The following is a 14,989-nucleotide window of genomic DNA, read 5'->3' as shown; positions in this document are numbered from 1 at the left end:
ATATCCTGAGTGGTTCTTCCGTGACCCGACAACTTCTATTCTTCTCAGATGAGGTGCAAAGGGAGCTAGGGTGCTACTTTCCTTCGGCTTTTTTGTCACGAGCAAGTAAATCTTGCGCTGCCAGGCGTGCATCTTTTCCTTGATACAATACTTGATAAATTTGGTCAACAATTGGCATCTCTACGCCCATGCGCTGAGAGAGCATCCAAACTTCTTTGGTGTTGCGGTAGCCTTCCACGACTTGACCGATTTCTTCTTGCGCAGTGTCGACGTCTTTACCTTGACCTAGTGCTAAACCAAAACGGCGGTTACGCGACTGGTTATCGGTACAAGTCAAAACAAGGTCGCCCAAGCCAGCCATGCCCATAAAGGTTTCTGGTTGTGCGCCCAGAGCTGCGCCAAGACGACTCATTTCAGCCAAACCACGTGTAATCAGTGCGGTACGAGCATTGGCACCAAAGCCGATACCATCAGACATACCTGCGCCAATCGCGATAACGTTCTTCACCGCACCGCCAAGTTGCATGCCGATAAAGTCGTTGTTTGCGTAGACTCGGAAAGTTTTGCTGCAGTGAATTTTCTCTTGCAGGTCAGCAACGAAGTCTGCGTCTGGAGAGGCAACAGAGATGGCAGTAGGCATGCCCATCGCAAGCTCTTTAGCAAACGTAGGGCCAGACAGTACCGCTAGTGAATAGCTGTCACCGATGATGTCGAACGCCACTTCTTTTAGTAGACGACCGGTTTCTGGCTCAAGACCTTTGGTTGCCCAACAGATGCGAGAATCTTCACGTAGGAAAGGCTGACAGCTTTTTAGTACGATGCCGAAAACGTGGCTAGGAACCACAACTAACAAGTCACGGCTCGCTTGAACGGCTTTTTCTAAATCCGACTCAATGATCAAGCTCTCTGGGAAATCAATACCAGGTAGGAATTCGTGGTTGGCACGGTCTGCTTCAAGGCGTGCCATGTGCTCTGGCTCGTGACCCCAAAGGATGACGTTCGCGCCGTTGCGAGCAAGGGAGATTGCCAAAGAAGTGCCGTATGAGCCAGCACCGATCACAGTCATTGCGATGTCTTTACCGTAAGCATTGTTTGTATTTGCTTGTGTCATGCTACCGCCTAATTGTCTTTCTACTAGTAGAATCTAGTTCATAATCGCTAGAGTTTACGCTCTCAAGGGGTTAGGAACTAGGAACTTTTATCAGAAATAAAAAATGCACATTGCATCGCAGAGAGGACGCTTTGTGCATTTTCTTCAGGTATGTGACGTGTGCTCATTCTCTATGAAGGACAACACGTCACTTACAAAACGTGAATTACGCTTCAGCTTCGCCTTGTTGAGCTTGCTGTTGTAGGTAGTTCATGAATAGCGCGTCGAAGTTAACTGGCGCTAGGTTCAGTTGAGGGAACGTACCTTTAACCACTAGGCTTGAGATAGTTTCACGAGCGTATGGGAATAGGATGTTCGGGCAGAATGCGCCTAGGCAATGTGCAAGTTGACCTGCTTCCATTTGCTCAGCAGTGAAGATACCACCTTGTTGAACTTCACATAGGAACGCTGTTTCTTCTTCGTTCTTAACAGTAACAGTTAGACGTAGAATTACTTCGTAAACACCTTCACCAAGCTCACGGCTTTGAGTGTCTAGGTCTAGTTTAACGTCTGGGTTCCACTCTTTTTGGAAGATTACTGGAGAGTTAGGCGCTTCGAAAGAAACGTCTTTTAGGAAGATGCGTTGAATTGCAAAGTTTTGTTGTGCGTCTTGTGGTGCTGCTTCAGCCATTTTTAAATCCTTAATAAACATTTGTTGGGTCTAGGATTATCTAAACCCAGAAATATGGTTTGTCCTGAGACTAACTGAGCAAATCTACCTTGACTAGATGAAGCGCTTATTACGTGCAAAGCATCACAACTTAGTGCTTCAACTGCTTTCAATTTGCTCAGTTTATATAAACGAGGCTGGCAAAATTGTTTTACCGCGACCTTATTTCTTACCACGTACTAGTGGAAGGTTCGCTTCGTTCCATGCAATCAAACCGTTTTTCAGTAGACTTACGTTTTCGAAGCCTGCTTTCGCTAGTAGGTTTGCACTTTCTTGAGCGGTTTGACCCGTTTTGCATACCACAATGATTGGGTCTGATTTACGGTTTTCAAGGCTACCAAAGTTACCTGCTTTGATATCAGACGGTAAAATGTGAAGTGCGTCGGTGATATGACCTTGTTTGAACTCATCTTTAGAGCGGATATCCACCACAACGCCGTTTTCACGGTTCATAAGGTGAGTCAATTGGTTTACGTTAATCTCTTTGTATGCGGCTGTCGCTGATTTCACGAGGTTCATGATAAATGCGACAAGAAGACCTACCCAAACCAAAGATAGAATCATGTTCTGTTGGAAAAAATCAATGTACTCTTGCATGTCTTGAGCTCTTGCAATGTTGGCGGAAAAATAAAGCAGGAGTATAGCGGGGTTAGCCGTCTTAGGCGAGAGGGTTAAAATTTTCTAACGAATAATTGAGATCTACGCGCTTGCCCCAAGGCTTTTCTGATGCGCTATTCATGCAATCTTATTATCACTTCCTCCTATCAATTCAATCGGCGTAATTGACTTCACTTCTGGTCGAAAAAGCGCACAATGGGTCACAACAAAAAGTTTTTCACCAAAGTATTTCGGTGGTCGTACAAAGCGTCTTGAAAGTGACTATGCTTGTGGAACACGTTTGCTGACTGAGTCGGATTGCTTGCTAACTTGTAAGATAGCAACAATAAATCGCAAACATTATTTGATCTTAACCTACAGTTTTGGTTAAAAAGTGTAGTAAAATTACGCTAGTTTTGTTTCAAGGTTAGATAGAGCAGCGAAGCTCTACACCGAAAGTTACTTAAATTTGATGAGGTCATCACTATGTCTGCTAAGAAGCCATTGGCTCTAGTTATCCTTGACGGTTACGGTTACCGTGAAGACACAGCAAGTAACGCAATTGCAAATGCTAAAACACCAGTAATGGATGCACTAATTGCGAACAACCCTAACACTCTAATCTCTGCTTCAGGCATGGACGTTGGTCTACCTGACGGTCAAATGGGTAACTCAGAAGTTGGTCACACCAACATCGGTGCAGGTCGCGTTGTATACCAAGATCTAACTCGTATCACTAAGTCTATCGCTGACGGTGAATTCGCTGAAACAGCAGCACTAGTTGAAGCTATCGACTCTGCAGTAAAAGCTGAGAAAGCAGTACACATCATGGGTCTTATGTCTCCTGGTGGCGTTCACTCTCACGAAGACCACATCTACGCAGCGGTTGAAATGGCAGCAGCTCGTGGCGCTGAAAAGATCTACCTACACTGCTTCCTAGACGGCCGTGACACGCCACCACGTAGTGCTGAAAACTCACTACAACGTTTCCAAGACCTATTTGCGAAACTAGGTAAAGGTCGCGTTGCTTCTCTAGTGGGTCGTTACTACGCAATGGACCGTGACAACAACTGGGATCGCGTTCAAGTTGCTTACGATCTTCTAACTCAAGCGAAAGCTGAGTTCACAGCAGAAACGGCAGTTGCAGGTCTAGAAGCGGCTTACGCTCGTGAAGAAAACGACGAATTCGTTAAAGCAACAGCTATCAAAGCGGAAGGTCAAGAAGACGCAATCATGCAAGATGGCGATGCAGTTATCTTCATGAACTACCGTGCTGACCGTGCACGTCAAATCACTCGTGCATTCGTTCCTGCATTTGACGGCTTCGAGCGCGCTGTATTCCCAGCAATCAACTTCGTGATGCTGACTCAATACGCAGCTGATATCCCTCTAGCTATCGCATTCCCACCTGCGTCTCTAGAAAACACTTACGGTGAGTGGCTATCTAAGCAAGGTCAAACTCAGCTACGTATCTCTGAAACAGAGAAATACGCGCACGTAACGTTCTTCTTCAACGGTGGTATTGAGAAAGAATTCGAAGGCGAAGAGCGTCAACTTGTTGCTTCTCCAAAAGTAGCAACTTACGACATGCAGCCAGAAATGAGCTCTCCAGAGCTAACAGAGAAGATGGTTGCGGCTATCAAGTCTGGTAAGTACGACACTATCATCTGTAACTACCCGAACGCAGATATGGTTGGTCACACTGGTGTTTACGAAGCGGCTGAGCAAGCTATCGAAGCACTAGACGAAAGCGTTGGTAAAGTGGTTGAAGCAATCAAAGAAGTTGGCGGTCAAATGCTAATTACTGCGGACCACGGTAACGCAGAGATGATGATCGACCCAGAAACGGGCGGCATCCACACTGCTCACACTAACCTACCAGTACCTCTAATCTACGTAGGTGACAAAGCGGTTGAGTTCAAAGAAGGCGGTAAACTGTCTGACCTTGCACCAACAATGCTTTCTCTAGCAGGTCTAGAAATCCCTGCAGAAATGTCTGGTGAAGTGCTAGTTAAGTAATTAACTGACGATTCAGAATGATAAAAAGCCCGAGCTCGACTCGGGCTTTTTTATGTCTGTAATTCTGTGTTCGGTAAGGCGGTGAGTTACGAAGCTCAACAATTACTAAGGTCAACTGCCCCTCATTGAATCTGAGCTATTGCACTAAGATACCAGTACCAATAACCGCCAGTGCTGCGCCAAACCAAGCGAATCGATTCGGACGTTTCTTGGTGTAAATCCATAACAATGGCAGCAACATGATCGGCGTTGTTGAAGAAAGCAGAGCCACCATCCCGACGTTACCTTCACGCAGGGCATAGAGAATCAACGTCATACCCACCGCCATGGCCAAAAAGCCATTTAATGCAGTAATGCCGAACACTTTCCATGTGATAGTTTGAGTCGCGCGCGCGACTTTTGCACCAATTAACCAGAGTGCGCAATGTGCGACGAAAGCACTGATCATACGAATCGCGGAAGCGGCGACAGGATCGACACTGGTTTGCATAACAGGTTTAGCAATAATGCCGCCCAGTGCCTGACACATAGCGGCAGTTAAACCGAGCCCGACACCAATCCAAACGTTACCTTTTATCTCTTCTAGCGTGTTACTGGCTTGTCCGCGTCGGCCGTAGAAAATCGCCATTACGACACCGCTAAAAACTAAGGCTGCTCCAATCAGCTCCATACCCGTCATGCTTTCGCTAAATAGAAAGTAACCTAAAATGGCAGAGAAAACGGCGTGACAAGAAAACAGTAAACCTGCTTGGCGTGGCCCCATGCGGTTCAAACAAGCGAATAACGCGGTATCGCCAATAAAGATACCAATCAAACCGGACGCCATCATCGGCGTAATGTGTTCCGCCGAGACACTCAGCCAACCACCCGTTATCCACGCCATCGTGGAAAGGATTACTGCGGTACAGCCCATACGCCAACGGCTATAGGCAAACGCACCAAGATGCTGAGCGGGAACAACAGAAATTAAGCTAGAAACAGCCCATAGGAAAGCAGCGCATAGCGCCAGCCATTCATAACCCATGATTGCGAGACATCCTTGTAGAGCAGGGTAAGGTTCTAATATGCATCAATTTATAGAGATGTAAAAGAGCATCTTATCGCTAATAAAAAAGCAGCTCGTTGAGCTGCTTTTGATAGGGCGCGTTACACTTTAAAGCGACTGATGTTCTCACGCATGGTATTGGCGGTATCGTACATCTGGCGTGCGCCTTCACTGCTCTTAAGCGATTGTTCGGCAATCATGTCGGCATCGTCTTTAATGCCTTGTGTGTTGCGGCTGATGTCTTCGCTTACCGCGCGTTGCTCTTCTGCAGCGCTGGCGATTTGCATTGCCATGTCGTTGATCTCAGTGATCGAGTTAGTAATGCTGGTTAAGCTGTCGTGTGCTTGCTGAGCATAATCCACGCTAGTATCTGCCAAACTGGTACTGGTTTGCATGCTATTGACCGCCAGCTTGGTGTTGTTTTGCAGTGTTTCGATCATGGTGCGGATTTCTTCCGTTGAACCATGAGTGCGTTGGCTAAGTACGCGTACTTCATCAGCAACCACAGCAAAGCCGCGACCTTGCTCACCAGCACGAGCCGCTTCAATTGCTGCGTTAAGTGCTAACAAGTTGGTTTGCTCAGCAATGCCTTGGATCGTCGATAGGATTTGGTTGATGCTTTGCGTGTTTGCTTCTAGCTCTGAAATCACGCTGGCAGCATCACTGACTTGTTCAGCCAGTTCGACAATCGCTTCACGGTTTTTCTGGATGACGTTTTGCCCTTCCATACAAGCAGATGCGGAGTTTTGCGAAGCGCTTGCTGTTAGCTCTGCATGACTTGCTACCTCAGCAGCGGTTGCTGACATCTCATGAATGGCTGTAGCAATTTGGTTGACGTCATTTTGCTGATGTTCAACACGGCCCGCAGCCATCGCAGATAGCTCATTTGCTTGATTCGCTTGTTCCGAAAGTTGCTCACTGTTTTCAACAATACTCTTCAACATGGTCTGCATTTGAGCAAGGAACTGGTTCACGTGAGTGGCAAGTTCGCCAATCTCATCCATGCGCTCGATCTTGATGCGTTGAGTAAGATCACCTTCGCCCTGAGAAAGTTCTGAAAGTGCATCAGACAATGTTTGAAGTGGTTGCAGTAGGCGAGTGATGATGTAAGTGCTGATTGCAGCAATAATCAGGTACAACACGATAGAAGCGATAGCCGTAAATGTCACTTGCTCAGAGACAGAAGCAAACGCCATTTGTTTGTCTTGCACAATACCTAATGACCAATCGGTGTTCGGCACTTTAGCCACGTAAATCAGCTTGTCGCCTTGGCTCGGCCATTGAATGGTGTCTAGCTTCGCATCGCCAGCTAGCGTCATCATCGTGCTATGAGTTAAGGCTGGGTTGAGTTCTGTCAGCGGTTTTTGGCTGAGCTTTTCATCTTTGTAAGCCACTAAGTTGTTGTTGCCATCAACTAGGAACGCGAAACCGTCATTATCAAGCTGAATGTTAAGCACTTCAGTGATGATGTCGGTTACCGCCAAGTCTGCAGCAAGCACGCCTTTCTTGCCTTGATTAAAAGCTTTGGCAAAGCTAACTACAATGCTGCCATCGAAGTCTTGGTATGGTTCTGTGATGATCAACCCCGATTTCGCCATTGCATCTTGGTACCAAGGGCGAGTGCGAGGATCGTAGTCAGAAGGCCAAGATTCAGACTTATCACCGTAGGCAATTGAGCCGTCAGAGAAGCCAGCGTAGACCGATAAAAACTTACCAGCTCGCTTGGTCAGTAGCATCTCGCGATCGGCGTTATCAGTGCCAGCGATGATGTTTTCATTCGCGAGCATCATGTCGCTGCGAATCGCTAGCCAATCGCTGATGTAACGGTTGGTCGATTGAGAGATGTTTTGAATTTCTCGATTAAGGGTAGAAGTGGTTTCTTCGCGTAATTGATTGACGGAAACCCAAGCTTGAACGCCACTAACAATGGCGATAATGACTGCAATCGCAATCTGTATTTTTAGTTTGATGGTATTTCTCATTGCCTTACCTTCATAAAACAGACAAAAAGATCAATGTCACGAGCCGTGACTTCAAAGGGTGTGAGACGATTCAAGCACTGAAAGTTACATGAAAGGCTGTAGCTAATTTATCGACGTTTTACGTGAAAATTTGAGATAAATAGCGTGATTTTTATTCAATATGTTGATTATAAAAGTGAATTTTCTAGATTCGAAAATCGATATAGATTTCGCAAATATCGCTGTGGATTGAAAGTGCTTGAAGGAAAGAGTCTGGGGTGGCGTGAACCACCCCGAAGTTAGTGTGTTAGAACAAGATAATCACAGCGCCATAGACAATGAACAGGCCAACCAAGCCGATAATCAACCCGACTTTTGCCATGTCTTTGCTTTCAATTAATCCTGTTGAGTAAGCAAGTGAGTTAGGTGGTGTAGAGACTGGCAAAATCATACCGAGCGATGCCGAGAAGGCGACCACAACCAACAAGCCTTGTAGGCCACCGATAGCAACCAGACTCGGCATAGAAGCCCCAATCGCTGCTGCAATCGGCATCAACAAGTTCGCGGTGGCAGTGTTGGACATAAAGTTTGCCATTAGCCAACACACGACCGATAGCGCAACGACGACCGCAAATGGAGACAGAGACTCATAATCTATTGCGTGAGCGAGGGCTTCTGCCAAGCCAGTTTTATCTAGTGCAATACCAATGGCGATACCACCGGCAACCAGCCATAACACATCCCAGTTGATAAGCTTGAGCTCTTCTTTACCCATGATGCCTGTTAGCGTGAATACGGCGAGTGGAATAATGGCGACGACATAAGTATTCATGCCGTGCACTTTGGTTGTCATCCACAGCAGAATGGTCATGGCGAAGGTCACGTAAACCACGATCGCGCGCCAACTCTTCTTGAACTTGCCATCCAGACGCAGCTTCATTTCTGGTTCGCTAGAAGGGAAGAGTTTTTGCAATAAGAACCAAGCCAGCGTCAATTGCACTAAGACAAAAGGCAAGCCCATCATCATCCAAGATAGGAAATCGATGCTGTTTTCTCCGGTTAAGTATTGCAAGGCAATTGCGTTGGGTGGGGTACCGATTGGCGTCGCGATACCACCCGTGTTAGCGGCGATAGGAATACACAAAACCAGCGCTTTGATCCCTAAGTCTCCTTTTGGTGCTGAGGCAACAATGGGGCCAAGGAGAGCTAGCATCATAACGGTCGTCGCAGTGTTCGACATAAACATCGAGAACACGGCGGTGATCAGCATTAAGCCCAGCATGATGAACTTAGGTTGAGTGCCAAACGGCTTTAGCAGTACACGAGCAAGGTTGTTATCAAGCTCGTATTTAGAGGCAGCAATAGCGAGTGCGAAACCACCCATGAAAAGGATAATGATGGGAGAGGAGAAGGCGGAGAAAATATCGGTGTAAGCAATCAACTCACCCAAATCATGTCCCGCTGGTGGATTGCGAAATAGGTGTAATCCCTTGTCCGATATCATGATCAATTCAAGTGCGATGATAAGAATCGAAGTAGCGAATACTGGAACCGGTTCTAAAACCCAAAGTAGTGCAGCAAGAAGAAAAATAGCCAGAAGACGATGCTGAATTAAAGTGAGATCGTCAATTGGAATGGCATCTATCGGCATCATTAAGACGCCGAGTGGAATCAAAAAACACACCAGTAACTTGACCAGTGTGTCCGCACTCATCTTTGGCATTGGCAGCCCCTTTTATAATCATCCCTCAACGCAGAATAATTGATTGCGCTTTTAGGTACTTAGAGGCAAGTACGAGTTTGAAAAAGAGAGGCGAAATTTCGAACAGAGTTTTGCTTTTTGTCAAAAAAGCCTCCGAAGATTAATAACGTCGGAGGCTAGGGGAAGAGGAAAATCTACTCGAGGATAGATCCCTTATCTTTACTTCGCTGATAAGCCTCTGCATAGCTAGAGAGATCAATAGGTTTTAGTACATTGATGCGAGGGAAAATCCAGTAACCTTCCTCAAAGCTCTCTTGATCATCGGTGTAACCTTGGCGCATGTTTGACTGCTCCAGAACAAGGTGGCGTCCATTTTCTAGAGTACTGATTGTCGTCCATGTGCGTTCTCGCTCTCTCATGTAGCCATACATGTCACTGGTACCTTTAAGAACGTATTGATGCTCTTCAGGTGATGCCCATTGTTGGAAGCTAGTGTATTCCGTTATGAAGTACGGGTTATCTTCTTCGTCATAACTTGTCCAGGTCCAGGATGCTTGGCCACTTTGTGTAAATGTATAACCATAAACGGTATTGATATCCGGCAACCCTGCATTACTCTCGCTGGCCTTCCAACTGTTAACCCAAGCGCCGAGTACATAAGGCATTTCTTGGAGAAAATCATCTTTAAGAGTGCTTTCTTTTTGAGAGAAAGGCGCTAACCAATTGATGGTGCTTTGCTCTTTACTGTCGACACTTACCGTGACCAACGCACTAATTAAACCCTCCTCAGAGCGATGTGGTAAGTATGTCACTTCCCAACCTTCAGAAGCTTTTATCGATAGCTCACCCGACTCAAAGTGCCACGTTCCTAGATTGTCTCCGTCTGAATCTAAAACAGTTGAGTTATCTTCTAACGTCACTTGTTGATGAACTAAGTAATCTTGTGCTTGTTCATCGTAAACTCCTTTCATGCCAGCAATGATAGGCAGTGCCCATGTGCCATTAGGGGCTTCTTTCCAAATCTCATTTTCGTGATTGGTTTTACTCAACACTGCGGTTGAATCCACCTCTGTGGTGGCAGTTAACAATGCTGAACCCGGAACATCAAGAATGTGTTGGTAAGTGAATGTCGTCGCGACTTTGCTTTCAGTGCCTTTGGTTAATTTGGTTAGAGTGATGCCTCTTAGTGTTTGCTTCACCTCCAGCCATGTATCGAGACTTGGTAACACCTCTTTCGCTTCATCTCCGAACAGTTGAACGATGTCTTCTCCAGACATAAAGCTAACGCTTTCAGAGCTGTTCAAGGTAGATATGTAGAGCTTTCCCGTTGGAGTTAGGTTCCAGTGCGAATCCTTGTCTGACGAAAGTTGATAAGGTGTCTGAGAATCACTTAGCCAGGCTTGGTTCTCTTCATCAATGCGAATGACCTCACCATACCCCGCAACCCATCCATTGGCGACTGAACTGTGCAGAAGGTAAGTGCCTTCAAGACCAACAGCATCAAAGCTTGGAGTCACGAGAGGATCATCGATAGTTTGTTGTTTTGCTTCTTCAATAGCTTTAGAAAACTCAGGAATAAGCTCGCCTGATTCATCCAAAAGTTGATTGTTAGCGAAGTACTCTTCAAGCGCCTTTTCGACCCCTTCTTCTGATGAACTCAGAATATCCAGAATACTGCTTTCTTCCTCTGGCGTATAATCTGGGTTGTCAGCCAGAACTTTGATGATGGCACTTATTTCCAGTAGTTCCTCAACATCGACTTGCGATTCTGCAGCCACTAAAGCTTCGTCATTGGAAAGCTCTTGTCCTGATTGCTGACTTAAAAAGTGCATCGCAGTGCTAATTTGGGTAATAGCTGTTCTGGATGATTCCTCTTGCTGCAGCGTGTTATCGTCTCCTGCTTGCTCTAATAACATGTTAAAAGAGCCCAGTTGACCGATGAGTTCGATGTGTGATTGTTGACCTTCACCTTTCGCTGTTACTTCAACCATCTCAGTCCCCGCCAGCGAGCCTTCGTCATATTCGAAATCTAATGAGTAGTTTCCTGTCTCATTTGCCGTCGTTGTAACGGTTCTATCGCCAATTTTTGCTGTTATTAGCGCATTAGCGATAGGGGCATCGGTTGCAATACCTTGGATGGAGAAGTTAAGTTTCGCGGGTGTGGAGGCCGAAGACGTCGAGTCGTCATCGCTACAACCACTCGCCAAAAAAGCAGTGATCACTGCTAAGCCAACTTTGGTTAATCGCATTTTATATTCCTTGTTAGTGTGTCTTCCTTGTCATGAAGCTTTTGCTCCACTGATGCTTGATTTCCCAAGCAAAAGAGCAACCACTCTAAAAAGCAATTTGGTTTATATCAACCGTATGAATACTTGGTTTGTTGATTATTTGATCTGCGATCTTAACTTTTTTGTAACTTTGTTATTGTGTACATTTGGATAGGGATGGGGTTTAAGATACAAAAAAGCCCCCGCGAGCGGAGGCTTTAAAATCAGTTTGAGCGGAAAAGCTTACTGCTGGTGGGCGTAAGGAGTACCCATTACGGTTGGCTTACCATTTTCCATGCTTTCATCGAATGCGATAGCATCTTTTGCGAACAGGTTGATAACGGTTGAGCCAAGCTTGAAGCGACCCATTTCTTCGCCTTTCTTCAAGATAACTGCTTTATCACCTTCTGCAGGGTAATCCCATTTGTAAACCGAGTTTCCACGTGGTGGCGTGATAGTGCCAGCCCATACTTGTTCGATGCTACCTACGATGGTTGCACCAACCAGTACTTGTGCCATTGGACCAAACTCAGTATCAAAGATACATACCACGCGTTCGTTACGTGCGAATAGGTTTGGCACGTTCTCTGCGGTTAGTGGGTTTACCGAGAATAGGTCACCAGGTACGTAAATCATCTGACGCAACGTGCCGTCACATGGCATGTGTACACGGTGGTAATCACGAGGTGATAGGTACAAGGTTGCGAAAGAACCGTCTTGGAACTCTTCCGCTAGTTTTGCGTCACCGCCAAGTAATTCTTGTGCCGAGAAGTTATGATCTTTAGCTTGGATAAGTTGACCATCTTCAATTGGACCGAATTGGCTTACACACGCGTCCGCAGGGTGAGTGATCACGGCATCGCCTTCAGCAATTGGGCGTGCGCCTTCCTTTAGCTCACGTACAAAGAACTCATTGAAGGTTTTGAAGTGTTTAGGATCGGAGTGCTTCGCCTCATCCATGTTCACGTTGTATTGCTTGATAAACCAGCGAATGATTGCTGTTGTTAGACCGCCAGCCTCAGCTGAAGCCAGTTTGCCCACTAGGCGTGTTAACCCATGTTGTGGGATCCAGTACTGCAGTCCAACTTTAATCTTGTCCATCTTTAATTCCGATACTTCTGTTTGATTCTCGCTTTAGGGCGCGTGATGTTACTGAAATTTAATCTGCTTGTCAGTATTAGGTGATGATTTCTTACACAGTTGCAGTCTTAACTCAGCTACAGATCCGCTTTCTTGCTGCGTGAGTACTGACGGTTTGCTTTGTTTTCACTCATGCTTTCTAGGATGCGATGGTAGTTTTCAAAACGGACTTCACTCACTTCGCCTTTTTCCACGGCTTCTCGCAAGATACAGCCAGGATCGTCGTTGTGCTTACAGTCGCGGAACTTACACCCACCAAGATAAGGACGGAATTCAACGAACGCTTTGGTCACTTCTTCTGCTTCTAAGTGCCACAAACCAAATTCACGTACTCCTGGTGAGTCAATCAGATCGCCACCAGTAGGGATGTGGTACAAGCGAGCAGCCGTTGTAGTGTGTTGACCCAAGCCTGAGTTCTCAGAGATCTCGCCTTCTTCCACTTCTTGCTCAAGTTCTGGCATTAACGCGTTCACTAGACTTGATTTACCTACACCAGATTGCCCAACGAAGATGTTGATACGGTCGCGTAGTTGCTCTTCAAGTTCTGCAATGCCCTCGCCTGATTGTTTACTTACAAACAGTACTTTGTAGCCGATACGTTTGTATTCTTCTAGCCACTCTTCGTACATTGCTCGATCTTCATCAGCAAGCAAGTCGATTTTGTTGAGTACCAATAGCGGGGCAATGTTCAGTGTTTCGGACGCCACTAGGTAGCGGTCGATGATGTTAAGTGAAAGCTCTGGCAAAACCGAAGAAACGATCACCATTTGATCGATGTTCGCGGCGACGGGTTTCAAACCATCATAGTAATCAGGGCGAGTCAGCATGGATGTTCTAGGTTCAACGGCTTCAACAACACCAGAAATACCAGCCATTGACTCAAGACCTTCGCGCCATAGCACGCGATCGCCTGATACCAGTGATTCGATACCACGACGAAGGTTACAACGCTGCACCTCACCGGTTTCTAGATCTTCGATGTCAGCGTGCTGACCGAAACGAGTGATAACGAGACCCTGTTTACTTGCGCCTAGCATGTTCTCATCCCACTGGATAGACTCTTCTTGCTTCTTTAGGCGTTTTTGTTGGTTGCTGCGTACGCGGCGCACCTGACCTTTGGTTAACTTTTTCTTTTTTGCCACAATCTTGTACTTAATGTGAGTTAACTCAACTGATTGAGCACGCTTTCGGCTCAAACTCGTGAGTATCGTGTTTCAAGTATTTTCAGGTATAGTACCTCTTTTATCGATAAACAAATAGGCGGCGTAATCATGTCCTTTAGCGATCAAAACCTGATTTGGGTGGATTTAGAGATGACAGGGCTCGATCCTGAAACGCATAAAATCATCGAAATTGCTTCTATCGTCACGGATAGTGAATTGAATATTTTGGCTGAAGGTCCTGTTCTTGCTGTCCATCAGCCAGAAGAAGAATTGGCTAAGATGGACGACTGGTGTACCAATACACATACGGCAAGTGGTTTGGTTGAGCGTGTTCAAAACAGCCAAATTTCAGAGCAAGATGCTGTTGCGCAGACCATTGAGTTTCTCGAAAAATGGGTACCAAAGGGTGTTTCTCCAATTTGTGGTAACAGCATTGGTCAAGACCGTCGTTTCTTGTACAAGCATATGCCTGAGTTGGAAGAATACTTCCACTACCGCTATTTGGACGTGAGTACGCTAAAAGAACTGACTCGCCGCTGGAAACCAGAAGTGTTAGACGGTTTTTCGAAGCAGGGCACGCATCTGGCACTGGATGATATCCGTGAGTCGATTGCTGAGCTAAAGTACTACCGCGAAACGATCTTTAAGATCTAACTGTTAAGGCTGCGATCCAAATTGTTGTAATTAATGAGCGTTTTGCTTGCTTTTTCATCTGTTGGTAAAAAAATAAAGTTTTTTTGAACGAAGGACTTGCATCACAAAAAAATGCTCTTATAATTCGCAGCCCTGAACGACAGAAACGTTGTTGATGCGACACTAGCTCAGTTGGTAGAGCGCAACCTTGCCAAGGTTGAGGTCACGAGTTCGAACCTCGTGTGTCGCTCCAAATTAAAAGGCCTTTCATCATGCCTTAAATGGTGAGCTATGGACGCGGGATGGAGCAGCTTGGTAGCTCGTCGGGCTCATAACCCGAAGGTCGTCGGTTCAAATCCGGCTCCCGCAACCAATTCTCTTTCGAGAATATGCGACACTAGCTCAGTTGGTAGAGCGCAACCTTGCCAAGGTTGAGGTCACGAGTTCGAACCTCGTGTGTCGCTCCAAATTAAAAGGCTTTCATCATGCCTCAAATGGTGAATTACGGACGCGGGGTGGAGCAGCTTGGTAGCTCGTCGGGCTCATAACCCGAAGGTCGTCGGTTCAAATCCGGCCCCCGCAACCAATTCTCTTTTGAGAATATGCGACACTAGCTCAGTTGGTAGAGCGCAACCTTGCCAA

General features: G+C 46.1%; 11 protein-coding genes and 4 tRNA genes. 6 read left to right on the top strand and 9 right to left on the bottom strand.

What is annotated here, in order from left to right:
* Positions 1-73: 73 nt before the first annotated feature.
* From gpsA to VCHENC03_RS01500, 3 genes are all read right to left on the bottom strand, one after another.
* Positions 74-1,111, bottom strand: a complete 1,038-nt coding sequence (gene gpsA / locus VCHENC03_RS01490) for an NAD(P)H-dependent glycerol-3-phosphate dehydrogenase (protein WP_009707847.1) — start codon at positions 1,109-1,111, stop codon at positions 74-76.
* Positions 1,112-1,316: 205 nt separating this feature from the next.
* Entirely contained in the window at positions 1,317-1,781 is a 465-nt protein-coding gene (secB, locus tag VCHENC03_RS01495) for a protein-export chaperone SecB (protein ID WP_005440506.1), read from the bottom strand.
* A gap of 201 nt (positions 1,782-1,982) precedes the next feature.
* The gene (locus VCHENC03_RS01500) at positions 1,983-2,417 is read right to left on the bottom strand and encodes a rhodanese-like domain-containing protein (RefSeq protein WP_005425033.1); all 435 of its coding nucleotides are present in this window, start codon (positions 2,415-2,417) and stop codon (positions 1,983-1,985) included.
* A gap of 486 nt (positions 2,418-2,903) precedes the next feature.
* Here VCHENC03_RS01500 and gpmM point away from each other — a divergent pair, with 486 nt between their 5' ends.
* Positions 2,904-4,436, top strand: a complete 1,533-nt coding sequence (gene gpmM, locus VCHENC03_RS01505) for a 2,3-bisphosphoglycerate-independent phosphoglycerate mutase (protein ID WP_009707846.1) — start codon at positions 2,904-2,906, stop codon at positions 4,434-4,436.
* Between the two features lie 136 nt (positions 4,437-4,572).
* Here gpmM and VCHENC03_RS01510 read toward each other — a convergent pair whose 3' ends face one another.
* The 6 genes from VCHENC03_RS01510 to rsgA form a co-directional block, all read right to left on the bottom strand.
* Positions 4,573-5,460, bottom strand: a complete 888-nt coding sequence (locus VCHENC03_RS01510) for a DMT family transporter (protein WP_009707845.1) — start codon at positions 5,458-5,460, stop codon at positions 4,573-4,575.
* Between the two features lie 122 nt (positions 5,461-5,582).
* Complete coding sequence (locus VCHENC03_RS01515; RefSeq protein ID WP_009707844.1) at positions 5,583-7,463, bottom strand: methyl-accepting chemotaxis protein; 1,881 nt, start codon at positions 7,461-7,463, stop codon at positions 5,583-5,585.
* A gap of 286 nt (positions 7,464-7,749) precedes the next feature.
* Complete coding sequence (locus tag VCHENC03_RS01520) at positions 7,750-9,165, bottom strand: SLC13 family permease (RefSeq protein ID WP_032803123.1); 1,416 nt, start codon at positions 9,163-9,165, stop codon at positions 7,750-7,752.
* 173 nt (positions 9,166-9,338) lie between these two features.
* Entirely contained in the window at positions 9,339-11,393 is a 2,055-nt protein-coding gene (locus VCHENC03_RS01525; protein WP_009707842.1) for a carboxypeptidase-like regulatory domain-containing protein, read from the bottom strand.
* Between the two features lie 261 nt (positions 11,394-11,654).
* Positions 11,655-12,512, bottom strand: coding sequence for an archaetidylserine decarboxylase (asd, locus tag VCHENC03_RS01530; protein ID WP_009707841.1), 858 nt, complete (start codon positions 12,510-12,512; stop codon positions 11,655-11,657).
* Positions 12,513-12,628: 116 nt separating this feature from the next.
* On the bottom strand, positions 12,629-13,693 hold the full coding sequence (gene rsgA / locus VCHENC03_RS01535; protein WP_009707840.1) for a small ribosomal subunit biogenesis GTPase RsgA: 1,065 nt from the start codon (positions 13,691-13,693) through the stop codon (positions 12,629-12,631).
* A gap of 129 nt (positions 13,694-13,822) precedes the next feature.
* On the opposite strand from rsgA, the gene orn reads away from it, so the two are divergent.
* The 5 genes from orn (at position 13,823) to VCHENC03_RS01560 (ending at position 14,933) form a co-directional block, all read left to right on the top strand.
* A complete protein-coding gene (orn, locus tag VCHENC03_RS01540) occupies positions 13,823-14,368 on the top strand; it encodes an oligoribonuclease (RefSeq protein WP_005443758.1) in 546 nt (181 codons plus the stop codon).
* Between the two features lie 156 nt (positions 14,369-14,524).
* A tRNA-Gly gene (locus VCHENC03_RS01545) sits at positions 14,525-14,600 on the top strand.
* 43 nt (positions 14,601-14,643) lie between these two features.
* A tRNA-Met gene (locus VCHENC03_RS01550) sits at positions 14,644-14,720 on the top strand.
* A gap of 18 nt (positions 14,721-14,738) precedes the next feature.
* A tRNA-Gly gene (locus VCHENC03_RS01555) sits at positions 14,739-14,814 on the top strand.
* A gap of 42 nt (positions 14,815-14,856) precedes the next feature.
* Positions 14,857-14,933 (top strand) — tRNA-Met (locus VCHENC03_RS01560).
* Positions 14,934-14,989: the final 56 nt, after the last annotated feature.

Origin of the sequence: Vibrio sp. HENC-03 (genome assembly GCF_000305755.2) — a bacterium.
Lineage (GTDB): Bacteria > Pseudomonadota > Gammaproteobacteria > Enterobacterales > Vibrionaceae > Vibrio > Vibrio owensii.
Note: the sequence above shows the minus strand (reverse complement) of the source record. Positions and strands in the feature narration are given on the sequence as shown.